26 protein-coding genes are annotated in these 23797 nt (G+C 63.4%); 22 read left to right on the top strand and 4 right to left on the bottom strand.

The annotated features are described in order from the left end of the window. Positions 1 to 81: 81 nt before the first annotated feature. Genes J7U39_RS14210 through J7U39_RS14200 form a run of 3 tightly spaced genes read right to left on the bottom strand, consistent with a single transcriptional unit; the run spans position 82 to position 1330 of the window. Positions 82 to 498 carry a GFA family protein gene (locus J7U39_RS14210; RefSeq protein ID WP_210628765.1) on the bottom strand — a complete coding sequence of 139 codons (417 nt, stop codon included), beginning with the start codon at positions 496 to 498 and terminating at the stop codon, positions 82 to 84. 41 nt (positions 499 to 539) lie between these two features. After that, positions 540 to 1004, bottom strand: a complete 465-nt coding sequence (locus tag J7U39_RS14205; RefSeq protein WP_085777333.1) for an SRPBCC domain-containing protein — start codon at positions 1002 to 1004, stop codon at positions 540 to 542. Next, complete coding sequence (locus tag J7U39_RS14200; RefSeq protein WP_210628764.1) at positions 1001 to 1330, bottom strand: metalloregulator ArsR/SmtB family transcription factor; 330 nt, start codon at positions 1328 to 1330, stop codon at positions 1001 to 1003. Before J7U39_RS14200 ends, J7U39_RS14205 begins: the two co-directional genes overlap by 4 nt. Before the next feature lie 290 nt (positions 1331 to 1620). On the opposite strand from J7U39_RS14200, the gene J7U39_RS14195 reads away from it, so the two are divergent. The 8 genes from J7U39_RS14195 to J7U39_RS14160 all read left to right on the top strand — a co-directional run bounded on the left by J7U39_RS14195 (position 1621) and on the right by J7U39_RS14160 (position 7431). Next, positions 1621 to 1923 (top strand): hypothetical protein, encoded by a 303-nt coding sequence (locus J7U39_RS14195; RefSeq protein WP_210628763.1) that lies wholly within the window; start codon positions 1621 to 1623, stop codon positions 1921 to 1923. 14 nt (positions 1924 to 1937) lie between these two features. Then, positions 1938 to 3077 carry a sialidase family protein gene (locus tag J7U39_RS14190; protein ID WP_210628762.1) on the top strand — a complete coding sequence of 380 codons (1140 nt, stop codon included), beginning with the start codon at positions 1938 to 1940 and terminating at the stop codon, positions 3075 to 3077. Positions 3078 to 3174: 97 nt separating this feature from the next. After that, positions 3175 to 3741 (top strand): nutrient deprivation-induced protein, encoded by a 567-nt coding sequence (locus tag J7U39_RS14185; RefSeq protein ID WP_210628761.1) that lies wholly within the window; start codon positions 3175 to 3177, stop codon positions 3739 to 3741. Beyond that, a complete protein-coding gene (locus J7U39_RS14180) occupies positions 3734 to 4150 on the top strand; it encodes a phage holin family protein (protein ID WP_210628760.1) in 417 nt (138 codons plus the stop codon). Before J7U39_RS14185 ends, J7U39_RS14180 begins: the two co-directional genes overlap by 8 nt. Beyond that, entirely contained in the window at positions 4150 to 5160 is a 1011-nt protein-coding gene (locus tag J7U39_RS14175; RefSeq protein WP_210628759.1) for a YtxH domain-containing protein, read from the top strand. The genes J7U39_RS14180 and J7U39_RS14175 overlap by 1 nt, the downstream gene beginning before the upstream one ends. Before the next feature lie 330 nt (positions 5161 to 5490). Further along, positions 5491 to 6294 carry an aminoglycoside 3-N-acetyltransferase gene (gene aac(3) / locus J7U39_RS14170; RefSeq protein WP_210628758.1) on the top strand — a complete coding sequence of 268 codons (804 nt, stop codon included), beginning with the start codon at positions 5491 to 5493 and terminating at the stop codon, positions 6292 to 6294. A gap of 133 nt (positions 6295 to 6427) precedes the next feature. After that, the gene (locus J7U39_RS14165; RefSeq protein ID WP_210628757.1) at positions 6428 to 6760 is read left to right on the top strand and encodes a hypothetical protein; all 333 of its coding nucleotides are present in this window, start codon (positions 6428 to 6430) and stop codon (positions 6758 to 6760) included. A gap of 140 nt (positions 6761 to 6900) precedes the next feature. Then, positions 6901 to 7431 carry a YidB family protein gene (locus tag J7U39_RS14160; protein WP_210628756.1) on the top strand — a complete coding sequence of 177 codons (531 nt, stop codon included), beginning with the start codon at positions 6901 to 6903 and terminating at the stop codon, positions 7429 to 7431. Positions 7432 to 7713: 282 nt separating this feature from the next. On the opposite strand, the gene J7U39_RS14155 is transcribed toward J7U39_RS14160, so the two are convergent. After that, entirely contained in the window at positions 7714 to 8571 is an 858-nt protein-coding gene (locus J7U39_RS14155; RefSeq protein WP_210628755.1) for a dienelactone hydrolase family protein, read from the bottom strand. A gap of 939 nt (positions 8572 to 9510) precedes the next feature. On the opposite strand from J7U39_RS14155, the gene J7U39_RS14150 reads away from it, so the two are divergent. The 14 genes from J7U39_RS14150 (at position 9511) to J7U39_RS14085 (ending at position 23664) form a co-directional block, all read left to right on the top strand. Continuing rightward, positions 9511 to 9747, top strand: a complete 237-nt coding sequence (locus J7U39_RS14150) for a hypothetical protein (protein WP_210628754.1) — start codon at positions 9511 to 9513, stop codon at positions 9745 to 9747. A 17-nt stretch (positions 9748 to 9764) separates the two neighbouring features. Then, positions 9765 to 10235, top strand: a complete 471-nt coding sequence (locus tag J7U39_RS14145) for a terminase small subunit protein (RefSeq protein WP_210628753.1) — start codon at positions 9765 to 9767, stop codon at positions 10233 to 10235. Further along, positions 10201 to 11772: a terminase gene (locus J7U39_RS14140; protein WP_210628752.1), complete on the top strand. Its 1572-nt coding sequence runs from the start codon at positions 10201 to 10203 to the stop codon at positions 11770 to 11772. Before J7U39_RS14145 ends, J7U39_RS14140 begins: the two co-directional genes overlap by 35 nt. After that, the gene (locus tag J7U39_RS14135) at positions 11772 to 13868 is read left to right on the top strand and encodes a hypothetical protein (protein ID WP_210628751.1); all 2097 of its coding nucleotides are present in this window, start codon (positions 11772 to 11774) and stop codon (positions 13866 to 13868) included. The genes J7U39_RS14140 and J7U39_RS14135 overlap by 1 nt, the downstream gene beginning before the upstream one ends. A gap of 16 nt (positions 13869 to 13884) precedes the next feature. After that, positions 13885 to 14196, top strand: coding sequence for a hypothetical protein (locus J7U39_RS14130; RefSeq protein ID WP_210628750.1), 312 nt, complete (start codon positions 13885 to 13887; stop codon positions 14194 to 14196). 40 nt (positions 14197 to 14236) lie between these two features. Further along, positions 14237 to 15265, top strand: a complete 1029-nt coding sequence (locus J7U39_RS14125; RefSeq protein WP_210628749.1) for a hypothetical protein — start codon at positions 14237 to 14239, stop codon at positions 15263 to 15265. A 15-nt stretch (positions 15266 to 15280) separates the two neighbouring features. Next, positions 15281 to 16255: a phage major capsid protein gene (locus J7U39_RS14120; protein WP_210628748.1), complete on the top strand. Its 975-nt coding sequence runs from the start codon at positions 15281 to 15283 to the stop codon at positions 16253 to 16255. Positions 16256 to 16277: 22 nt separating this feature from the next. Then, entirely contained in the window at positions 16278 to 17063 is a 786-nt protein-coding gene (locus tag J7U39_RS14115) for a hypothetical protein (RefSeq protein ID WP_210628747.1), read from the top strand. Positions 17064 to 17244: 181 nt separating this feature from the next. Further along, positions 17245 to 17808 (top strand): hypothetical protein, encoded by a 564-nt coding sequence (locus J7U39_RS14110; RefSeq protein WP_210628746.1) that lies wholly within the window; start codon positions 17245 to 17247, stop codon positions 17806 to 17808. A 35-nt stretch (positions 17809 to 17843) separates the two neighbouring features. Next, a complete protein-coding gene (locus J7U39_RS14105; protein WP_210628745.1) occupies positions 17844 to 18548 on the top strand; it encodes a hypothetical protein in 705 nt (234 codons plus the stop codon). Next, positions 18545 to 20368, top strand: coding sequence for a hypothetical protein (locus J7U39_RS14100; RefSeq protein ID WP_210628744.1), 1824 nt, complete (start codon positions 18545 to 18547; stop codon positions 20366 to 20368). Before J7U39_RS14105 ends, J7U39_RS14100 begins: the two co-directional genes overlap by 4 nt. Then, positions 20365 to 20781 (top strand): GNAT family protein, encoded by a 417-nt coding sequence (locus tag J7U39_RS14095; RefSeq protein ID WP_210628743.1) that lies wholly within the window; start codon positions 20365 to 20367, stop codon positions 20779 to 20781. Before J7U39_RS14100 ends, J7U39_RS14095 begins: the two co-directional genes overlap by 4 nt. After that, positions 20747 to 21751: a tail fiber domain-containing protein gene (locus tag J7U39_RS14090; protein ID WP_210628742.1), complete on the top strand. Its 1005-nt coding sequence runs from the start codon at positions 20747 to 20749 to the stop codon at positions 21749 to 21751. The genes J7U39_RS14095 and J7U39_RS14090 overlap by 35 nt, the downstream gene beginning before the upstream one ends. Beyond that, positions 21748 to 23664, top strand: a complete 1917-nt coding sequence (locus J7U39_RS14085) for a phage tail tip lysozyme (protein WP_210628741.1) — start codon at positions 21748 to 21750, stop codon at positions 23662 to 23664. The genes J7U39_RS14090 and J7U39_RS14085 overlap by 4 nt, the downstream gene beginning before the upstream one ends. Positions 23665 to 23797 lie beyond the last annotated feature (133 nt).

The raw sequence follows: 23797 nt of genomic DNA, 5'->3' as shown, positions 1-23797 counted from the left end.
CAAGCGACGATGTCGTGAGCGGCCCCTTCCCCGCTCGCGACCAAGCACCCGAGAGCACCATTTTGAGGCGCTACGCCAGCCTCACATCGGCGGCATCTTTTCGAATTTCGCCACATCAGGGTCGACCCGATCCCAGGCGAGGCCGCGCACGGTGTAGGTTGCCATTTGCGGCTGATATCGCTCCGGCTCGTCGAGGCTGGCGGCGTGGATGGTGAAGAAATCGGGCATGTAGGAGAAGGTCAGATAAACAGGCGCGCCGCAGGCCGGGCAGAAGCCGCGGGTTTTGACATTGCCGTTGTCGGCGACCATCTGCCAGTGGCTGGCCTCTCCTTCAAGCTTCACAGCCTGCCGGCTTGGGAAGGTCAGATAGGATCCGTGGCCGGTGCCGCTCGTCCGCTGGCAGTCGCGGCACTGGCAGTCGTTCATCGCAATCGGCTCGGCCGAGATCTCGTAATGGATGGCGCCGCAGGCGCAGCCGCCGGTATAAGGCTTGCTCATTGCTTTCTCCTGAACAAATTTGTGATGTGGCTGGTGCCGGATCAGTCCTCGCTGCCGGCGAGGGCGCCGATATTCTTCACGACCTTCTTCCAGCCTTCGCCCATCTTCTGGAAGGCGGTTTCATTCCTCGGAAGCAGGAAGCCGGAATGAACGAGACGCAGCCGTGTGCCGTTTTCCGTCCTGGAGAGAAGGAAGGTGACGACGGTATCGAGCGGCGAGCCGTAGCCGGCATTCTCGGCATGTCCGCCTTTCCAGGCATAGGAGAGACGCTCATTCGGCTTCACCTCCAGCACCTCACAGTGAATGGTGCCGTCCCAGGCGCCGGCCGGCGTCGTCTGGTAGGTGAAGCGCTTGCCTTCGACCGGCTCGAAGCCCGCCGGCATCATCAGCCAGCGGCCCATCAACTCGGCTGACGTCAGCGTTTTCCAGATTGTTTCCGGCGCGTGCGGGAACACTTCGTCGACGACAATCTCCTGCGTGTCGGGCTTCAATGCGGTGTCGGTCATGGATCGATTTCCTTCAGCAAGGTTCTGAGATCGGCAAAACGCTCGCGCCAGAAGGTGCCGTAATGGCTCATCCAGTCCACAAGCGGCGCAAGGCCTTCGGGCTCGGCGCGGTAATAGACATTGCGGCCCTCGGGGCGCTCGGCGACGAGGCCCGCCTGCTTCAGCGCCTTGAGGTGCTGCGAGACGGCGCCCTGAGTGACGGTGCTCGCCCGTGTCAGTTCGACGACGGTGATCTCCTTGGAGAGGACGATCTGCTCGAACACGGCCCGCCGAGTGGGATCGGCAAGGGCGCGCATGACGCTCGTAATTGGGGTGGTCTCGATCATGCAAACACAATAGCCGTGACTAATTGATGAGTCAAGACTAATTGGTATCTGTCTTCGGGATCTGAAAAGGGATGCTTGATCAGCCCTGTGACTGCACATTGCGTCTGGGCTCGCCACCGCGGCCGGAGCACCTTGCACGACGGCGACCACCGCCTGCTGCCGCTTTCCTTGTTGTCCGACGGATATCGGCGATTTCGGCGCGGAGCCGACACCATGACATCGCACCAGATTTAGAGCCGGGCTGGAACCTCGTCAGACCTGCGAAGTTTGCGAGACGAGGAGAATTCCACATGCATTTGATTCAGTTGTTTATTCCGGCAGCGCCGCAAGCGACGGTCGACATCGGAGACATTATCGCGACAATTCAGCGCGAGATGACGGAGCGCCATGGCGGTGTGACGGCCTATCTCAATTCCCCCGCAAAAGGGCTTTGGTCCAATGACGAGGGCACTGAAGAAGATACCGTCATCGTGATCGAAGTCATGGTGGGCAGTCTCGATCGGGCGTGGTGGCGCCAATACCGTCGCGAACTCGAACGGCTGCTCGGCCAGGATGAACTGCTCGTGCGCGCACTTCCAGTCGAGACCCTATGACAGCGGAAGCCTCCATGGACATGCAATTCCGCCATATTGAAATCTACAGGAGACAGGGCGAGTTCGCAGCCTGGCCGGCAAATTATGGTTTCTGGTCCTGGGGTGAGGAAATCGTTGTCGTCTTCGCGCGCGGCAAACTCGGAGCGAAGGGGGAATTGCACGAACTGGACCGTGATTATCCATTCGTCCCCTGGCAGGCACGCAGCCTGGACGGCGGACTGACATGGATGGACGAGCCGTTCTGCGGCCGGGTGCCCGGTGGGCTCTCGCTTTCGGCCGATGAGCACCTGAACGCCGATCTCAAGATCCGTCCGCATCTGTCGGTTGGTGATGACCTCGGCCGTCTGGATGAACCCATAGACTTTCTCGATCCCGAGACGATCGTCATGTGCGCCAGAACCGATGTAGAGGGCGACGCGGTCAGCTGGTTCTATGTCAGCCGGGATCGATGCCTGACATGGCAGGGTCCGTATCGTTTCACCGGTTTGCACCTTCCGATCTCGGCGCGCACCGATATCGTGCCTCTTGGCAGGGAACATGCGCTCTTCATGCTCAGCACCTCCAAAGAGGACGGTTCGGAAGGCAGGGTGTTCTGCGCGCGCACTGCGGACGGCGGGCGCAGCTTCGTCCTGCAAGGATTTGTCGGCCCGGAACCTGAGGGCTATTCGATCATGCCGGCATCCGCGGCACTTTCCGGTGGCGCCATACTGACCTTGACGCGCTGCATGGGGAGGGGCGGTGGCAAGGGTTGGATAGAAGCCTTCACCTCCGACGACGAAGGGAAGACCTGGACACGGAAAGGCTGCATTGTCGGCGACACCGGCAGCAATGGCAACCCGCCAGCGCTCGGACGCATCGAAGGCATGCTGCTGCTCGTCTACGGCTATCGTGATCCGCCATTTGGTATCCGGATGCGCATGAGTTTCGATGACGGCGAGACATGGGGCGCCGAGAAGGTCATCCGCAGCGACGGCGGCACGGCTGATCTCGGTTATCCCAGAATGGTAAAACGCGGGGAGGGATCCCTGCTCGCCGTCTACTACTTCAACGATGGCGACAGGGAGGAGCGTTACGTCGCAGCGTCCATTGTCACGCCTGCCAAAGATCAAGAAGGAGCCGAGGACGGCGCGGCTTCATTGCAGTCGCAGATCTGAGCCATGCCGAAGCGGAACGTTTGGCATTCGCGGAACAAAGCGGGGCACCCGTGGTTCGGGGCTGCGGCAGTCGCCGCCACGACATGGGAGGTTAGACATGCAAAACGATTTCACAGATCCGGCAGGAAGAAGCGCAACGGCGCAGACACCGTCCTCATCCCCAGCTTTTGGTTCTTCGCCGGGAATGCGCACGTCCGTTTCCGATCTGGAAGCGAAGGTGAGCGAAGACATTTCCACCGCCAAGGAAGCGATCAAGGAAGGCGCCGACACGGCCGTCGAGAAAGCCAAGGACGTCATTTCCGAACGCACCAGCTTCGCTGCTCGCCAGGTCCGCGGCGTTGCAACGGCACTTGAGAAAGCCGGCGCCGAAATGGAAAGCTCCGGTCAGGCCGAGGTCGGGCGATACGCCAGGCAAATCGGGCGGAGCGTGCAGACTGTCGCTCGGCGGATGGAAGGCAAGGACATCGGCGAAATCGCCACCATGACCGAGGATTTCGGGCGCAAGCAACCGCTCGCCTTTCTCGGGATCGCCGCACTTGCAGGCCTGGCGGCAAGCCGCTTCCTGACAGCCTCCGCGAAAAGGCAAACAGTTGCCGCGCCGCGTGAGCCATCGATTGGCCTGCGCCCCGGCACCGCAACGACCGGAGGCGGGAACAATGGCTAAATCTTCAGAGAACACACCCCTTTCCGAGCTCGTCAGTGGCCTCGTGGGTGATGTCACCGGCCTGCTCCGCAAGGAAATCGATCTTGCCAAGACGGAAGCTTCGGAAAAACTTTCGCGGGCGCTCAGCGGCGTGGAAATTCTCCTATTCGGATTGGTCCTGGCGATCGGGGCAGTCGGCGTCCTGCTGAGTGCGCTTGTCGGCGGTCTCGCGGCCTTCCTCGTGACACAGGGTTTTACCCAAACCACTGCAGGTGCGCTCGCCTCTCTAATCGTCGGCATCATCATTGCCGGGATCGCTTGGGGCTTGGTCTCCCGGGGCCTCGCCGCGCTTCGCGCCAACAACATGAAACTGGATCGTACTGCGACTTCGCTTCGCCGCGACGTTGATGTTGTGAAGGACAAAATCTGATGGAAAATTCAACGGAAAAATCATCGGCCGAGCTTCAGTGGGAGATCGACCAAGACCGCCGCCGCATAGGAGATCGGATTGACGCGATTCAGGAACGGATGTCGCCGGGCCAGCTCATCGATGAGGTCATCGCATATGCCAAGGGAAGCGGCGGCGCAGAGTATGTCAGCAATCTTGGCCACGCCCTCAAGGCGAACCCTTTGCCGGTCGCGCTGATGGGCGTGAGCCTCGCCTGGCTCATGGCAAAAGGCAGTCCTTCATCAGGCGACACGGCGACCTGGAGCAAGGATCCTGAATACCCGCTTTACCCGGCGACTGGACGGGTTCGCCGGATTGGTCCGCCGGCAATGGAAAACGGAGCCCGTTACAGCCATTTTGCCGATGAATCCGGCAAGAGGTTGAAAGCGTTGACAGACGAAACAGGAGGTCGTGCCGGCCATTTCATGGACGAGGCGGGCAAGACCTATCGCGGCTTCGCCGACGCTAGCGGAAAACAGATCAATCAGATAACCGACGAGACTGGTGCAATGCTCGACGCGGCAACCGGCTGGGCGGCGGAGAAATGGGAGCAGGCGAAAAGCGCCGCGAGCGACCTCAGCGCCCGTGCGTCTGACGCGGCGAGCTCGCTGTCGAGCCGGTCCTCTTCGGCGGCGACCAGTCTTCAAGAGCAAACGAGCAAACTCAACGAGGCGATCCTCACCCATTTCCGCGACCAGCCGCTCGTCGGCGGTGCCCTGGCTTTCGCGGTCGGTGCAGCGATCGGCGCGGCGCTGCCCCATACCGATACCGAGGATGAGTTGGTCGGCGAAGCCGCAGATAGCACGAGAGATAGCCTCAGCCATCAGGCCCAGGACGTCGTCGCGCAAGGCAAAGAGGTAGCGTCGGAAGTCTATCACAAGGCCGTGGACGTTGCGTCCGATGCTCATGATGCCATCAAGGAACGCGTGGTGGATGAAGCCGAAGCTTTCATAGATCGCAAGGATGGCCTCGGCGGAACCGATCGGCGGTAGAGGATCCATACCGGTCGGCCCCAGGAAGGCTCCACGGACCGTCATCGATGACCATCAGCTTCATGTCGTTGAAAGCGGTGGTTCACGAAATGGAGTCCTCGTTGTGGATCTGCATGGCTGCGACAGTCTGGCGGAAGAGATGCTGCTTCCTCTCGAAAATAGCCAGCAGCGACCGATTGCGATCGTCCCGGCTACGGTTGGAGTTCCGCGCTTTCACCGCGGCGCGGAGGCAGGAGGCGCGTGAGCGGCAGCAGGGCGTCGCGAGCAAGGGTGTCCTGAAGTCCGCCCGGGAGCATTGACACCGGGCCACGTCCTGATGATCGTTGGCCGATGACCGCTCCGCACTTTCACACCCGTCTCTCGCTCAGCCAGGATCTGGAGAAGCTCGGACTTCACGCCGGCGACATGGTGATGGTTCATGCCGCCATGAGCAGGCTGGGGCGATTGCTGAACGGCACCGACATGTTCATCGATGCGCTGAGCGATGTCGTCGGCCCGTCGGGCACCATCGCCGCCTATACGGACTGGAACGGCGCCTATGACGAACTGCTCGACGAGAACGGCCGCGTTCCTTTCGAATGGCGCGACCATATCGCGCCTTTCGACCCCACGACCTCCCGGGCGATCCGCGATAACGGCATATTCCCGGAATTCCTTCGAACGACGCCAGGGGCGCGGCGCAGCGGCAATCCCGGCGCCTCGGTCGCGGCGATCGGCGCCAGGGCCGACTGGCTCACTGCCGATCATCCGCTCGATTACGGCTATGGCGAGGGCTCGCCGCTCGCCAAACTCGTGGCGGCCGGCGGCAAGGTCCTCATGGCCGGAGCCCCGCTCGACACGATGACACTTCTCCACCATGCCGAGCACCTGGCTGAGATCCCGAACAAGCGCCTGCGCCGCTATGAGGTGCCCTTTGCCACGCCGGCCGGCGTGGTGTGGCGCATGCTCGAGGAATTCGACACCGGCGATCCCGTCGTGGCCGGCTTCGAAAGCGATTACTTCGCCGGGATCGTCAGTGCCTTTCTTGCCGGCGGGCAGGGCGCGCAGGGCCTGGTTGGAGACGCGCCATCGGTGCTGGTCGATGCGGCTTCAATCTGCAGCTTCGCTGTCGCCTGGCTGGAGCATCAAGCCTGATCACGATGAGCGGCTCCGCGCTGCCGTGCAGGCTCTTGCTTCTCCCCTGGGCCCGCTCCTCCAACCTTACGGAACAAAATCCCGACGGCGATGTTGGTATGGCGATAAGCAATAAAGGCCATGGGAGGAATCCATGCATAAGTCTCTTCAGTTCGTGTTGATTGGCTTGGCCTCGATGACCGGCCTGACGATCGCACCGACGATTGCCGCCGCCCAGGATATGGAACTGCGCATCGGTCCCGGCGGCGTCGGCGTCTATGACCGGAATCGCGATTACGACCGCTACGACCGTCGGGGCCCGCGCCGCTGCGATCCCGACGATGCGCTTGACATCGCCCGCAGCGAAGGCCTGCGCCGGGCCCACATCGTCCGCATCTCGTCTCGCAGCATCGTCGTCGAGGGGATGACGCGCCGCGGGCCGGACCGGATGATCTTCGCCAACCAGCGCGGCTGCCCGGAACTCTGAGCCGGCCTTGAGACAGTCGTGAATGCCGCCGGCACGGGGCCTTGCGCCCGCCGGCGGGAGCTTTCCACGATAGTGAACATTGCGCCCATTCAGCGCTCCGGCTGGCGTGAACCCACGGAGCACCACAGGAGGATTTCATCATGATGAGCGGTCAAATGAAGGCGCTTCTCGCCGTTCTTGCCGTTGCCGGTTACCAGAACAGGGACAAGATCCGGGAGCTCCTGCGGGGCTTCCAGAACCCGCAGCAGGCCGGCGCCGGAGGCCAGCCATCAGGCGGCCTCGGCGGCATCCTCGGCGGACTGGCCGGCTCCGCGGGTCTCGGTGGTCTTCTCGGCGGCTTGACCTCCGGCAGCATCGTCAGCGGCGGCCTCGGCGACCTCCTGAAAACCTTTCAGCAGAACGGCCAGGGCGACAAGATGGAATCCTGGGTGCGCCGCGGGCAGAATGCCGACATCAATGACGGCGAACTTGCCACAGCCCTCGGCCCGGATGTCCTGGACGAGATCGCCAGGAATACCGGCCTCTCGCATCAGGAGATCCTCGGCCGGTTGAGCCGCGATCTTCCCAAGGCCGTCGACGATCTGACGCCGGAGGGGAAAGTGCCGAGCGCCGAGGAGGCGTTCATGTCCTCGGCGAGCCAGGCGACGTCAGGGCGGCCGAGCGACATTTAGGCAGCGATGTGGAGGGGCGCCCGGCCGGCAGACAGCTGGCGCATGTTTGCTGGAACGATCGGGAGGCGCCCTGTCCTCATTCCGGAGACGTCGCCGGATTTCCCATGGAACTCAACCCACGCTCCGTCCTCCTCGGGCTTGACCCGAGAATCCACCACGCGGACATCGACCGGCGGCGGCCGTGGATTCCAGGCTCAAGGCCTGGAATGACAGAGATTGGGGGTGTGCGTTGGCGCCAAACTCGGGCTAGCGGATGAGCAGAGGCAGATCGCCAGTCAACCTCTACTCGGAGAGGTACTTGCGAAGAAAGGCGTAGACGCTGCGCATGGACTTCGCCGCGGCGTCGGGGTCGTATTTTTCGATATGACCCAGCACCCTCTTGCCCATTGTGAACTCCGGGGCGTCGAAATCGTGATAAGCGCCTTTGTAGACGTTGAGCTCAACGGATGGGCCATCGTCGCCAAGGCGGGCAAGGCTCTTCTGGCATCGGTCGGCCCGGCTCCAATTGTCCCGTTCGCCAATCAGGATCAAGGTCGGTGCTGACGGAGCGCCCCGATTTGCGTCGCAGGCGGGATAATAGGCGACTGCCGTCTTGAACTTGTGCTCCATAAGCTGCTCGTTTCCCTCGGTTTTTGTTGCGTCGAGCGTCGCGGTGGCGCCCGTCGAAAAGCCCATCAAGGCGACGCGGCTGATATCGACGGAGCTCGATTTCGACAAGAAATCCAGAGCGCCATAGGCATCGAAGACCTGCTCGGGAAGAGCGATTCGACAGTCATCGTCGAGCTTGCGGGTGGTGAAGCTGTCGACGACAAGCACGACATAGCCCCATTTGACCAGCCGTTTCGGCCAAAGCTCCTTGACGCTCAAACGCAGGTGATCGCAACCATGCAGAAGGACCACCGCCGGGAAGGGGCCGTCGCCGTCAGGGCGGGACAAATAGCCGAGCAGCGGCGTGCCCGGCGATTGGGAGAGAATTTCTCCCTGTTCGAGGGCCTTGCGGATGCGAAACGGGCTGAGCTTCACCGGCGCGCTTTCGAACCACACCACTTCCTCGGCATCGGCCGGGGCCGCACAGAAGGGAACGCCGAGAAAAGTGACGAGGCAAAGAAGAAGTCCTGCAGTTTTCACCGACGCCTCCATCGGGTGATCGACAGGCTGCTATTTGTACGCCGAAGCTGACGCTTGGCAAAGCGGGGGCGGTCTGCTGCTATCAATTGGTGGGGGAGGCGTGATTTTCGAAAGTGGCCTGCACCACCTACGGAGGGTGGAGGGACGTTTTCGCCAAACGCTTGACGAATTCGGAACCGGCGTCGAAGTGAATTTCTACGCTTGAAAGTCCTTGATCACCCCCCGGCGGATCGTTTAGTCCTACCGCAAATCCAAGCTGCGGGATTTGAATGCAAAGGTGATCCGACGGTGAAGGCCGGCGACGCTTCGATTGCATGTGTCATTCGCCAGGGCTTTCCGGCCAGCGGCATCGAATATCACCGTGGGTTTTGCACAGCGCTCACCTCTTGCTCCGTCCTCCTCGGGCTTGACCCGAGGATCCACGCTGGTCTCCACCAGTCGCGGCCATGGATCCCAGGGTCAGGCCTGGTCAAGCCCTGGGATGACGGAGGGTGGAGGGACGTTCGGCCCAACGTTTGACCAATTTTTCTCCGCCAATTCCGAGCCGGCGTCGAAGGCAATTTCTGCGCTACAAAGTCCTTGATCACCCCCCAGCGGATCATTTAATCCTACCGTAAATCCAAGCTGCGAGATTTGAATTCAGAGGTGATGCCGGCGGTGAAGGCCGGCGACGCTTCGATGGCGTGCGTCATTCGGCAGGGCTTTCCGGCCGGCGTCATCGACCACGCAGCTTGGCACAGCGCTCACTCCTTGCTCCGTCCTCCTCGGGCTTGACCGGAGGATCGGGCTTGACCCTGGTATCCACGGCTGGGCTCCACCAGCGGCGGGCATGGATCTCAGGTCAAGTCCTGGGAGACGGAGGGTGGGGGAGCGCGCTTGGCCATATCGAGCGTAGCAGCGCCCGACGCGGCCGTGTTGGCAGGACATCCACCTCTCATAAGGAGACTTACAATGGATCCCTCGATTGCTCCGGCCTCGCGGGCCGCGGTGGTGACGCCGAACGATACCGCGATTGTCGGCGCCCGGGCGCTTTATATCGGCACGGCCGGTGATGTGGCGATTGCGCCGCGGCGGGATGTGGATCCGGTCGTCTTCAAGAGCGTGCCGGCCGGGACGATCCTGCCGGTTCATGCGGCGATCGTGGCGCTGACCGGGACCACGGCCTCCAACATTATCGCCTTGTTCTGAGCGTCAGACACGGATCGATGGGCAGACCGAGCAAGTTCAGCCAGGCGCTGGCGGAGAAAATCTGCGCGCGCATCGCCGACCGGGAAAGCCTGCGCTCCATCTGCCGGGACGAGGACATGCCGGCGAAATCGACGGTGCTCTCCTGGCTGGCGGACGAGGACAAGGCGGCGTTCCGGGCGCGCTATGCGCTGGCCCGCGAGATCATGGCCGACAGCTTTGTCGACGAGATGGTCGAAATCGCCGACAACAGCAGCGACGACTGGATCGAAAAGAAGAATGCGGCCGGCGAGATCACCGGCTGGCAGGAGAACGGCGAGGCGATCCGGCGTTCGCAGCTGCGCATCGCCACCCGTCAGTGGGTGGCCGAGAAGCTCAGACCGAAGAAATACGGCGCCAAGATGGAGCCTGAACAGGGCGCAACGAGCGAGGTCTCGCAATTGCTGGAGGCGGTCAATGGCAGGACGCGCGGACTTCCAGGCGGCGGTTGACCAGTTTTCCGACTGGCGCTGGCGGCTGAACAATCTCTACTGGATCACCGACAAGGCGGGCCGCCGCGTCAGGTTCGAAATGAACATGATGCAGACGAGCCTTTTCGAGGAGATGCATTATCTCAACGTGCTCCTGAAGGCCCGCCAGCTGGGGCTGACCACCTTCATCCAGATCTTCATGCTCGACGCCTGCGTCTTCAACCGGGATATCAGGGCCGGCACCATCGCCCATACGCTCGGCGACGTGCAGACGATCTTTCGGGACAAGATCAAATATCCCTATGACAATCTGCCCGAAGGCATCCGCAACGCCGTACCTGTCGTCAGGACCAACCAGAGCGAACTGCTGCTCTCCAATAATTCGAGCATCCGCGTCGGCACGTCGCTGCGCTCGGGCACGCTGCAATATCTGCATATTTCCGAATATGGAAAGCTCTGCGCCAAATATCCCGACAAGGCGCGGGAAGTCAGGACCGGCGCCCTGAACACGGTGCAGGCCGGCCAGATGGTCTTCGTCGAAAGCACGGCGGAAGGTCAGGAGGGGCATTTCTATTCACTCTGCGAGGATGCCCAGGTCAAGCAGCGCCAGGCGCTTGAGCTGACCGAGCTCGACTTCAAGTTCCACTTCTTTCCATGGTGGAAGGAACCGCAATATTCGATCGCCCCTGAGGGTGTCATCATCAGCGACGTTTTCGTCAAATATTTTCGTCAGCTTGCCGAGCAGGGGATCACGCTGACGGCGGGGCAGAAGGCCTGGTACGTCAAGAAGGCCGAGATCCAGCTCGGCGATATGAAGCGCGAATATCCCTCGACGCCTGATGAAGCTTTCGAGGCGAGCGTCGAAGGCGCCTATTATGCCGACCAGATGGCGATCGCCGACGCCGAGGAGCGTATCGGTGTCTTCCCGCATGTGGAAGGTTATCCCGTCCACACCATCTCCGACATCGGCATGGACGACACCAACAGCGTTTGGCTGTTCCAGGTACTGCCCGGCCGCGTCAGGATGATCGGCTATTTCGAGCATACCGGCACCGGCATGGACGGCATGCTCGACGAGCTGGAGCGGCGCGCCGCCGAACAGGACTATGTTTACGGCGTCCACAACATGCCGCATGACATCAAGGTCAGGGAATGGACGCGCGGCGGCATGACCCGCATCGAGATCATGCTGAAAGAGGTCAGGGCGCGCGGCCTCGGCACGGTGCGCAAGGTCGAGCGCGCCTATGTCCACGACCGCATCAACGGCACCCGGCGCATCCTGGCAAAAGTCGAATTCGACCAGGCCGGCTGCGCCCAAGGCATCAAATGCCTGCGCAACTACCGCAAGGACTGGGACGAAGATCTCGGCGTCTTCCGCGACGTGCCACTGCACAACTGGGCTTCGCACGGCGCCGACGCTTTCGGCGGCCTGGCGATCATCTTCACTGGCCTGGCGCCCGAACCGCTGAAGCCCGAGCGTAAGCCGCTGCCGACATTCCAGACCATGACATTCAACGAATTTGCCGATTCCACTCCGGGACAGAGCGAGCGTGTTTGATGGAAGACGAGACGACGGTTTTGGAAGGCGGGCAGCACTGGGATCCGGCAAAGGTCGGCGCCCATTGGCAGCAGGAGCTCGAACGCGCCCAGCGCTATTTCAAGTCCTGGCACGACCGCTGCGTCAAGATCGAGAAGATCTATCTCGACCAGCAGGCGGACCAGACGAGCGCCGCCAAGCGCCGCTTCCCGATGCTCTGGGCCAATACCGCGGTGCTGCAGCCGGCCGTCTATGCCCGCGTGCCGCAGCCGGTCGTCGAGCGCCGCTTCAAGGATGCCGAACCCGTCGCCCGCATCGCTTCGGAAATCGTCGAACGCAATCTCGCCTATACAGGCGACGAGGCCGATCTCGATTCGATCATGCGGGCGGTGCGCGACGATTTCCTGCTCTGCGCCCGCGGCACGGTGTGGCTGCGCTATGAGGCCGATTTCGAGCCGCTGGACATGGGTGTGGCGCCCTCGGACCCGGCGGCGGAAAACGGCTTGCCCGGCGGATTGGGCGCAGCCCTCGAAACGATTGCCGACGAGCGCGTCTGCATCGACTATGTCCACTGGTCGGATTTCCTGCATTCGCCGGCCCGCCGCTGGAAGGATGTCACCTGGGTGGCGCGGCGCGTGCCGATGAGCGGCGAGGAGATGGAAAAGCGCTTCGGCCGTGAGGCGATGGCGTCAGGCGCGGCCCAGGCTGCCGGTGCCCGCAAGGGCGAAAGCCAGGCCGAGCGCGCCGAAAACGAAGGCAGGACCCATGTCTGGGAGATCTGGTGCAAGAGCGAGAACTATACCATCTGGATCGCTGACGGTTCGCCCGTCGCGCTCGAAGTTTCCGAGCCGCCGCTGGAGCTGACGCATTTCTGGCCTTGCCCGCGCCCGGCCTATGGCACGATGTCGACGAGCTCGCTGATCCCGGTTCCCGACTATGTTTATTATCAGCAGCAATGCGATGAAATCGATCTTCTGACCCGGCGCATCAACAAGCTGACCGATCAGCTGCGGCTGAAAGTCTTCTATCCCTCCGGCGACGGCGCCATCTCGCCGGCGATCGAGAAGGCGATGCGGCCCGACAACGACATGGTGATGGTGCCGATCCCGGAATGGGCTGCCTTCACCGACAAGGGCGGCTCGAAAGCTGTCGTGACGCTGCCGATCGACGAGGTGCAGAAGGTGATCGTCGCCTGCATGGCGGCGCGCAAGCAGCTGATCGAGGACGTCTACCAGATCACCGGCATATCGGACATCGTGCGCGGCGACACCCAAGCCTCGGAGACGGCGACGGCGCAGCGCATCAAGAGCCAGTGGGGCTCGATCCGCATTCGCGACCGCCAGGCCGAGCTCGCCCGCTTTGCCCGCGACATTATCCGCCTTGCCGGCGAAATCATCTGCGACCAGTTCCAGCCGGAAACGCTGATGCTGGTCAGCGGCATCAAGCTGCCGAGCATGGCGGAGAAACAGCAGGTGCAGAGGCAGCTGCAGCAGATGCAGATGGCGGCCGGGCAGGCGGCCATGCGGGCGCAGCAGATGGGCCAGCCGGCGCAGGCGCCCCCCGCAATGACGCCGCCGGAACTGTCGCCGCAGCTGCAACGGATGATGGGCCAGCCGACGATCGACGAGGTGGTGCAGCTCTTGCGCAACGACAGCATTCGCGGCTTCCAGATCGACATCGAGACGGATTCGACGATCGAGCCCGACGAGGACGCCGAAAAGCAGCGGCGCATGGAATTCGTCCAGATGGTCGGCGGCTTCATCCAGCAGGCGGGCGCGATGGCGCAGCAGAACCCGATGCTCGTCCCCGTCATGGTCGAGACGCTGCTCTTTGCCGCCCGCGGCTTCCGGGCCGGCCGTCAGCTGGAAAGCACGCTGGAGCAGGTGGGCGCCCAGCTTTCCCAGGCTGCGACCGCGCCGAAACCGGAACCGCAGCCGCAGCCTTCGCCCGCCGAGATGCTCAAGCTGAAGACGGCTGAGGTGAAGGCCGGTGCCGAACAGCGGAAAGCCGACCTTGGCGTGGCGCAAGCCGAGATCGAGCATCGCGCCATGCTGGAACAGGCGCGCGGCGAGGCGGCGGCGCAGGCGATCGACCAGATGCGCGCGAGCTATCAATAAGCCCGGGAGCAACAGCATGAGAGAACGTTATTGCCGCGTCTGCGGCGGCTGGCACGCGCTCGACGCCTGGCCGCACAATTGCATGCCGGTGAAAAACCTCGCGCGGTCGGACCTGCCCGCGCCGCATTTCGTCAGCGACAACATCGAGATCCAGTCGATGCATGACGGCCGGCATTACACTTCGAAAGCCAAGCTGCGCTCCGCCTATCAGGCGGCCGGCGTCGTCGAGATCGGCAATGAGAAGCCGCAGCCGATCGAAAAGCCGAAGACGGACCGAAAGGCGATCCGCAACGAATTGCGGCGGGTCTACGCCGAATACAACGCCTGAACCTGAACGGGCATCAATCCCCGAAATAGGAAATCCCAAGATGGATATGGAAGACCTGAACGAGGCCGGCAACGGCAGCGAAGATTTTGGCTCGGAAAAGCCGGTCAGCGTCCGCGACAGCCTGAAGGCGGCGATCGACACTGTCGAAGGCGGGCCGGGCGATCTGCCGGGCCAGCCGCGCGACGGCGAAAATGGCCGCTTCCTGCCCAAGGGGCAGGAGCAGGCCGCTGCTGCCCGGACAGGGCAGGCGGCCCCGGGGGCTCGTGGCCCACAGCAGACAGGCGAGATTGACAGTCGCCAGCAGTCCGCCGTCCCCGGTAACCGGGTGCCGCCCGGCTGGTCGGCGGAGGCCAAAGCGCAGTTTTCAAGCCTGCCCGGCGAAGTGCAGGCGGCGATCGCCAAACGCGAGCAGGAGGTCGATCGCGGCTTCCGCGTCCTCCAGGATTACAAGGGGCTCGAGGAGTTCACCCCGATCGTGCGCCAGGCCGGCATGACCCATGCCGATGTTATGCGCCGGGCGATCGAGTGGGAAAACGCGCTGATCCGCGATCCCGTCAACACCGTGCTTCACGTCGCCAAGGTGGCCGGCGTCAATCTTCACGCCCTGGTCAACGGCCGGGCAGGGGAGGCGATGCAACGCCATGAGCAGGGCCAGACCGGGCCGATCAATGTCGAGGCCACGGTCGAACATGTTTTGAGGAAGAGGGATACCGAAACTCAGGTCGATGCCTTTCTTTCCGATCCGGCAAATGCCCATGCCGAAGACGTTCTCGACGACATGGTCGCCCTCATCAAATCGGGGCGAGCATCGACACTTCAGGACGCCTACGACGCCGCATGCTGGATGCGTCCGGACATCCGCCAGCAGTTGATCAGCCAGACTGCGCCGGCTTTCGTCCACCAGCAGCAAGCCCAGAGGGCCGCAGCGGCAGATCAAGCCCGCCGGGCCTCGCGATCCATCTCTGGATCTTCCGCTCCGGGCCCGACCCGCGATGCGGCAAGAGGCCAGCCCACGTCAATCCGAGACTCGCTTCGCGACGCCATGCGTTCCGCGCGCGGTCAAGTCTGATCAAAGGAATGATCAATGCCCATTTCGCCCAACCTCTCTGAAATCGTCACCACGACGCTGCGCAACCGCAGCGGCACGGTCGCCGACGACGTGACCAAGAACAACGGTCTTCTCACCCGTCTCAACAGCCGCGGCCGCAAGAAGCCCGTCTCCGGCGGTCGCACCATCGTCCAGGAGCTGCAGTATCAGGAAAACAGCACCTTCAAGCGCTATTCCGGCTACGACATCCTCAACGTCCAGCCCTCCGACGTCATCACCGCCGCCGAATACGACCTGAAGCAGGCCGCGGTTGCCGTCTCCATGTCCGGCCTCGAACAGCTGCAGAACTCCGGCGAGGATGCGATCCTCGATCTGCTCGAGCAGCGCATCGAGAATGCCGAGACGACGCTGAAGAACAATATCGCGCTCGACTGCTATTCCGACGGCACGGCCGATGGCGGTCGGCAGATCGGCGGCCTGCAGCTCCTGATCTCGACCTCGCCGACCTCCGGCACGGTCGGCGGCATCTCGCGCGCCACCTGGGGTTTCTGGCGCAACCAGAAATTCTCCGCCTCCGCCGATGGTGGTGCGGCCGCCACCAATGCCAACATCCAGAGCTACATGAACCGGCTCTACATGTCCTGCGTGCGCGGCTCCGACGCGCCCGATCTCGTCGTTGCCGACAACAACTTCTTCCGCCTCTACTGGGAATCGCTGCAGGCGATCCAGCGCATCACCTCGGCCGACAAGGGCATGGCCGGCTTCCAGTCGCTGCAATATATGGGCGCCGACGTGATCTTCGACGGCGGCTTCGGCGGCGGTGCGCCTCTCAACCAGATGTTCTTCCTCAACACCAAATACCTGTTCTACCGGCCGCACCGCGACCGCGACATGGCGCTGATCGGTGATGAACGCATGAACACCAACCAGGATGCCTTCGTGCAGCTGATGGGCTTTGCCGGCAACCTCACCATGAACAACGCCTTCCTGCAGGGCGTGCTGTTCGCCTGATCGAACGAAAGGATCAACATCCATGACCATCGCAACTTCTCAGACCGATCGTCTTGGCGCGAACCCGTTCGTCGTCGAAGGCCCGATCGTCGCCGGCTCCGGCATTCCGGGACCGAACTTCGCCCTCGGCGCGATCGCCGGCGGCGACCGTGAATCCGAATGGGTCTATTGCCAGCTGGTGCTGGCCTCTCAGACGACCCTGCAGCCCGGCCAATGGTTTCAGTGGAGCCGGGACTATGTCGCCGCGCTGCTGACCACGGCCGCCGCCGTCGTCGGCCAGCGCTGCGGCGTTTTCTCCGGTGCGGCCCAGCCGCCGACGCTGACGGGCGGGCCGGTTGGCGCCGTGACGCTTCAGCCCGGCACCTATTATGTCTGGCTGCAGCGCAACGGCCAGGCGCCGGCCCAGGTGGCGAGTGCAACGGCGGCCCTCGTCGTTGCCGAAACGACCACCACGGCGGGCCAGGCAAGCGCGCCTGCCTCGGCGACCGTCGGCACCAAAGCGATTGCCAACGTCAACTTTGCTGCCGCCAACCAGGCGTTTGCGGCAACGACGGTCAACGGTTCTCCCGTGCTGACGAATCTCTCCGGCCTCAATGCCGGGTCCGGTCCGTTCATCGGCGCGGCCGTTGCCGGCACCGGAATTCCGGGTGGCACGACGATTGCGGGCATCACCTACAGCCCGAACGGCGTCGTCCAGAGCATCACGCTCTCGGCCAACGCCACCGCCAACGGCACCGGCATCACCATCACGGCGACCGGCGTGCTGGAGGCGACGCTGATGCGGCCGTTCCTGTCGAAGGTGAACTAAACCACGTCAGTCAATCGGCGCTTCGGCGCCTGTTGAGACTGCTGCTCCGACCTCTCTTTCGTCATGCTCGGGCTTGTCCCGAGCATCTGCAGCAGATCCTCGGCACAAGGCCGTGGATGACGAGGAGGGGCGCTCCCACCGTCCATCCAAATCTCCCCGCCATCAACAGCGAGCAAGCACCATGCCCGACAGCAACACCGGAATTTATGCCTCCTTCAGCCTCGAGCCGGTCGAGCAGACCTTTCTGACCGAGAAGGAGGGCCGGCCGATCTTTGCCGACAAGGAATTCGTCCGCATCTTCATCGCAGGCGACAAGCACACCGAGGTCTATCGCGAGGTCACCGACAATGACAAACAGCGTTTTGCCGACGCCTATAAGCGCTTCAAGGACGGCGCCGCCGCTCGCGAGCAGCTGACCGGCACACCGCTTGCGCAATGGCCCTATCTGAAGCCGAGCCAGATCAAGGAGCTGGAGGCGATCAACATCTACACCGTCGAGCAGCTCGCCGCCCTCTCCGACACGGCCAAACAGAAGGTCGGCATGGGCGCCAACGAGCTGACCGCGGCTGCTCGCGCCTATCTTGCAACGGCCGAGAACTCCAGCGCCGCTTCCGCGTTTGCCGCCGAAAACGAAAGGTTGAAGGGCGAGGTCGGCCGGCTGCAGGAGCAGATGAAGGAAATGGCCTTGCGCTTCGAGGCGCTCGACAGGGAAGGCGAGGGCAAGGGCCGCAGCCGCGCCGCCTGAACCAGCATTCGAAACCTCAACCGGAGATCGCCCGCATGTCGCTGCTGACCATCATTCAGAACGTCTGCGCGGAGATCGACCTCGATCCGCCGACGGCCGTCATGTCGTCGGCGGATCCGCAGATCATGCAGCTGCGCATCCTCTCCACCCGCGCCGGCCGCGACCTGATGCGGGCCCATGACTGGTCGGCGCTGATGGTGCGGCGGCAATTCCAAGCGACCGGTACCGTCCCCGAGCCGGCCGAGCCCCCTTCCGACTGGGATCGCTTCGCCGCCAATGCGCGGATCTGGAACGTCTCTCGCCTCTCAGCGCTGAACGGCCCGGTGGAGCCGCAGACCTGGCAGCGCCAGACCATCCTCAATGCCAACCCGGTGCCGCAGATCTGGCGCATGGCGGCGGGCAGGCTCGACGTCTACCCGAATGTTGCGGGTGAGACGATCGAATATGCCTATGTCTCCGGCTTCTGGGTGGCGGTGAACGGCGGCGCGGCCACTGCCGCCAACTGGGCTAACGACACCGACACGGCGCTCTTTCCCGAAGAGCTGCTCGAACTCTCGCTGATCTGGCGCTGGAAGCGGGCGAAGGGCCTCGATTACGGCGAGGAGCTTGCCTCTTTCGAACGAGCCAAGGAAGCCGCCATCGGCGCCGATCGTGCCGCAGGCCCTGTCGACCTTTCGCTGCCGGCGAGGGGACAGGCATTCGAGAATTATTGGCCCGGCACGATCACGGTGACGCCATGACCCGCAGACCTGTCCCTCCGAACGGCCGCACCCGCCGCGTTTCGCCAGGCAAAGACTGGATCGCGCCGATCGGCGGCTGGCGAACCGATGTCGAGATGGCCGATATGCCCGAAGACGCCGCCTTCCAGCTCGACAATTTCTTTCCCGAGGCCAACCGCGTCCGCGCCCGCTACGGCTTCCTCGCCTTCGCCACCGGCCTTGGCGCCGACGTGCAGACGGTCATTCCCTATTCCGGCGTGAGCAACAGGCTCTTTGCCGCCGCCGGCGACAAGATCTTCGACGTCACGGCAGGCGGTGCGGCCGGCGCGCCTGTCGTCTCCGGCCTCGCAAGCGCCCATTGGTCGGTGCAGCAATATACCAACCCGGCCGGCCAGGAATTCCTGCGTCTCGTCAACGGCCTCGACACGCCGCTGATCTTCAACGGCACCTCCTGGACCAACAATTTCCTGGTCGGCACGGCGGCACTCGCCACCCAGAATGTCGCCGTGCGCAACACCGCCTATACGCTGAGCTTCTTCGGCACCGGCTCGGTGACCCTCTCCGGCGCTTTCGCCGGCACGCTGAACGGAACCGGCGCCGGCAACCGGGTGTCGCTCACCTTTACGCCGGCGGCCGGCACGCTCACCGTCACCGTCACCGGAACGGTGACCAATGCTCAGCTGGAAAAGGGCGTGGCCGCCACGGCCTATGTCGCCTCGACGATGATCACGGGCATATCGGACGCCTCGCTGCTTTGCGCCGTCACCGCCTATCGCTCGCGCCTGTGGTTCATCGAAAAGAACTCGACCAATGTCTGGTATCTCGCCACCGACGCCGTCAGCGGCGCGGCGACGGCGCTGCCGGTCGGCGGCAACATGAAATATGGCGGCACGCTTGTTGCGATCAACGTCTGGACGATCCCGGTGTCGACGGGCCTGCAGCAATGCCTGGTGCTGATCTCCTCAGAAGGCGAGGTGATCGTCTTCCAGGGCTCCGATCCTTCCAGTGCTGCCAATTGGGGCCTGATCGGCACCTTCAAGCTCGGCCGGCCACTCGGCACCGATCGGTGCCTGCTGTCGGTCGGCGCCGATCTCGCGATCATGACCACCGATGGCATCGTGCCGATCACCAAGGCGGTGCAGCTCGATCGCGGCGCCGCCAGCCTCGGCGCCATTACCGCCAGGATCGGCCCGACATGGCGCGCGACCGTCGCGGCGACCGGTACGACCTCGCAGGAATGGCAGCTTTCGAGCTTTCCGGCGCGGCAAATGGCGATCGTCAACCTGCCGTCTTCCTTCGGCCCCTATCAATATGTGATGAACACCGAGACCGGTGCCTGGTGCCGCTTCGTCGGCATGCCCGCTTCCTGCTGGGCGAGCTGGCAGGACCGGCTGTTCTTCGGCGCCGCCGACGGCACGCTTTACGAGGCCGAAGTCGGGGCAAACGACAATGGCGCGGCGATCGACGCGCTGATGGTCGGCGCCTGGAGCCGCTTCGGCGACGGGCTCTCGACCAAGCTTTCGAAGCTGATCGGGGTGACGGCCGAGATCGGCGTGTCCACGCTGATGTATGGCGGCATCTCGGTCGACTATCAGACGAAAGTGCCGACAGCGCTTCTGTCGTCGGTCGAGAACAATGCAGCGGCGAAATGGGGAACGGCAATCTGGGGTGTTTCGAAATTCCCTGGCCTTTCGCTGGTGCGCAAATTCGCCTCCGCCGGCGGCGCCGGTTCGGCGCTTGCGCCCACCATCCGGGCGCTGATCTCGGGCTCGTCAGGCTCGGTCTCGGAAGCCGCTGTCGTCGGCGGCTCGCTGCTTTACGAGAGGGGCGCGCCGATTTGATCGTCTGCGAACCCAGTGCCGAGATCGCCGCCTGGGTCGGCGCCAGGATCGGTGTCACCTTCCACCCGCCCTACACCACGCTTGCCCATGTCGAACGCGGCCGGATCATCGCCGGCTTCGTCTTCAACGTCTGGACCGAGCACGATATCGAGATCTCGCTCGCCGCCGACCGGCTGTCGCTGACGCTGATGCGCGCCGTCTTCGACTATGTCTTCAATCAGCTCGGCTGCCGCCGCGCCACCTGCCGCACCCGCGCCGACAACATCAGCGCCCAGAGGCTGCTCGCCAGAGTGGGCGCTGAGCCGGAAGGCCGCCAGCGCGGCTATTTCGGCGATTGCGACGGCCTGCTTTACGCCATCATGAAGGAGGATTTTCCCCATGGTCTCCACGCCAAAGGCCCCCAAGGCGCCTGATCCGACCCAGACCGCCGCGGCGCAGACGGCCACCAACGTCGACACCGCCATCGCCAATGCGGGCCTCAGCCACACCAACCAGTACACGCCCGACGGCTCGCTGGAATACAGGGTCAGCGGCTATCAGACGATGACCGACCAGAACGGCAAGACCTACAGGCTGCCGACCTATTCCGCCTATCAGACCTATTCGCCCGAGAACCAGGCGATCTACGACCAGACTCAGCAGACGCAGCTCGGCCTTGCCAGGCTCGCCAACGACCAGACCGCCAAGGTCTCCGGCATCCTCGGCACCAATGTCGACCTCAGCGCCGGCAATGTCGACAAATATGTCAACGATCACTGGCGCTCCGGCTTCGACGACCAATGGAACCGCGACCAGGCGAGCCTCGAGCAGAGCCTCGCCGACAAGGGCATCGCGATGGGCTCGGCGGCTTACGACAACGCCATGCGCGATTTCTCCACCCGCAAGCAGGCCGCCTCCGACCAATATCTCGGCGACATGTATTCCAATGCGCAGAATTCGATCCTGACCGAGCGCAACCAGCCGCTGAACGAGATCTCGGCGCTGATGTCCGGCTCGCAGGTGCACCAGCCGAGCTACGTCAACACGCCGGCCACCCAGCTGCCGACGGTCGACCAGGCCGGCCTGATCAACGAAAACTTCAATCAGAAGATGGGCCTCTACAACCAGCAGCTCGCCCAATCGAACGCCGCCATGGGCGGCCTCTTCGGCCTCGGCGGCTCGCTGCTCGGCGGCTGGGCGAAATCCGACCGGCGGCTAAAGGAAGACATCCGCCGCGTCGGCACGCTGGACAACGGCCTGCCGGTCTACGCCTTCCGCTACAAAGAGGGCGGTCCGATGCAGATCGGCCTGATGTCAGACGATGTGCGCGAGATTCACCCCGACGCAGTTTTCGAACATGCAGACGGCTTCGACCGTGTCAACTACGAAAGGGCAGTGGCATGAGGGGTTTCCTCTTTGGTGGCGATACCAGCAAGAAGCAAAATGAGATCAGCGACGAGCGCAAGCGGCTGGCCCATGCCATGCTGCAGCAGGGCATGGATGCGAGCCCGGTGCAATCTCCGTGGCAGGGCGCGGCGCGCCTTGTCCAGGCCCTAATGGGAGGGCTGGCGATGCGCCGGCAAGAGCAGGAGATGGGGGCTGATGAACCCGGCAACGACAATTTCGCACCGCTGCCCGGCAACCCGCCTGTTCCCGGTGATAGACCCCTCTATGCCCCGCTTCCGGCGGCGAGCAATGGCCGTCAGCAGCCCGCGGCGGCGCCTGCTCGGCCCGATGCCGGTCTCTTCGCGCCGCTGCCCGACAACGGACCCATTCCGACGCCGAGACCCTATCGCGACCCAATGGTCACGACCGACTATCGCCCGGCGCCGCAGATGGCGGCCGATCAGCCCGGCGACGATGCCATCGCTCTGCCGCGTGAACCCATTCCTTCGCCGAAACCCGGCTATCGCGACCCAGAGATGACAACCGACGAGCGCCGCCAACAGCCCGCGGCGCCGTCTGCTGGCGGTGGCGGTGCCGGATCCGCAAATGACCGGGCAGAGCTTCAAACCATTCTAACCGATCCCGTTCGTCGCACCGAGCTGCCAGCCGGCATGCGCAACAATAATCCCGCCAATCTCAAATACGTCGGCCAGCACAGGCCAGGTATCATCGGCCCTTCCGAGAACACTGACCAGGGCGATCCGCAGGTCGTCTATGCCACGCCGGAAGCAGGCATGGAGCACAATTTCTGGCAGGTCATGAGGAAGTATCGAAAAGGCATGCTGACGCCAAATCAGATCATCGCTGGAAACGCCGGTTGGACGCCTAACTACTTTACGGCGGCGGCCAACATCGCGCGATCCATGGGCATCGGCCCTGACGACGATTTGCGCCTGACCGACCCGGTAATGGCAAAGAAGTTTATGCGTGCCCTGATCAATCAGGAGCAGGGACCATCGGGCGATCTTTATCCCGACAGCATGATTGAAGCGGCAATCGCGGCACAGCCCAAGGAGGCCGCCGCCTTCGCTACCGTACCGGCCAACGGGCCTGTTCCCACGCCGAGGCCGGATTATCTCGATTCGCAGCTGACGACGGACGAGCGCCGCCAGCAGCCGGCAGCGGCGCCGACCCAAGCTGTCGGCGATCCCTTCGCTCCGCCCGGCAAGGTGCCCGTTCCCACGTCAAGACCCGGCCACCGCGACCGGCGCGCTGCAATGGGCAATCATCGCCAGCAAGCCGCCGACGCCGATGTCTTCAACGGCTTCATGGACACTGTGAAGAACGGTTATAAGCAGCGGGATGGATCGATCATCAAGGTGACCAACCCTTATGGTCTGGCGGCGGTTGCCTCGACCGGCCAGTCCGAAAGCAGCTTCTCGACCGAGAGAGCCAACGGCTCCTGGTCCGACCCGAGCCAGAGCGGAAAACAGGGCACATCAGGCGGCATCATGTCGTGGCGAAACACCCGCCTGCAAGCGCTCTATGACTTTGCCGCCCAGAAGGGCGAAAAGCCAGGTGAGATCAGCCCGCAGACGCAGGCCGAATTCTTCCTGCAGGAGGATCCTCGTCTGATCGCCAGACTGAACGCCGCCAAATCGCTCGAGGAAGCGCAACGCCTGATGAACAGAGCCTGGGCTTTTAAAGGCTACGATGAGCCGGGGAACGAGGAGGTCGCCAACCGGCTCACCAGAGCCCGGAGCTTCATGCCGCAGTTTCAGACGCAAGGCGCCGCCGATCCCTTCGCTCTGCCCGACACCCCGCCCATTCCGACGCCCCGGCCGGCTTCCGGCAATCCGCGGGAGACGATGAACAGAGGCCGCGAAGGGGCAGGGGCCGCGCTCGTGAATGCGCTCCTGGCGCGGCTGTAAAATGGCCGGTGACAGGCGCGATTCAGGCCTCCCCGCGCAGCGGTACGTTTAAGCCCGCTCGGTGGCCGGTGCAGAACCACGGCGCCGGCAGAGGGCAGGATAACACAACACTGTCTGTCGGCCAGGTCATCGG

It is taken from the genome of Rhizobium sp. NLR16a (assembly GCF_017948245.1).
Taxonomy (GTDB): domain Bacteria; phylum Pseudomonadota; class Alphaproteobacteria; order Rhizobiales; family Rhizobiaceae; genus Rhizobium.
This window is presented reverse-complemented; position numbering and strand designations above follow the sequence as displayed.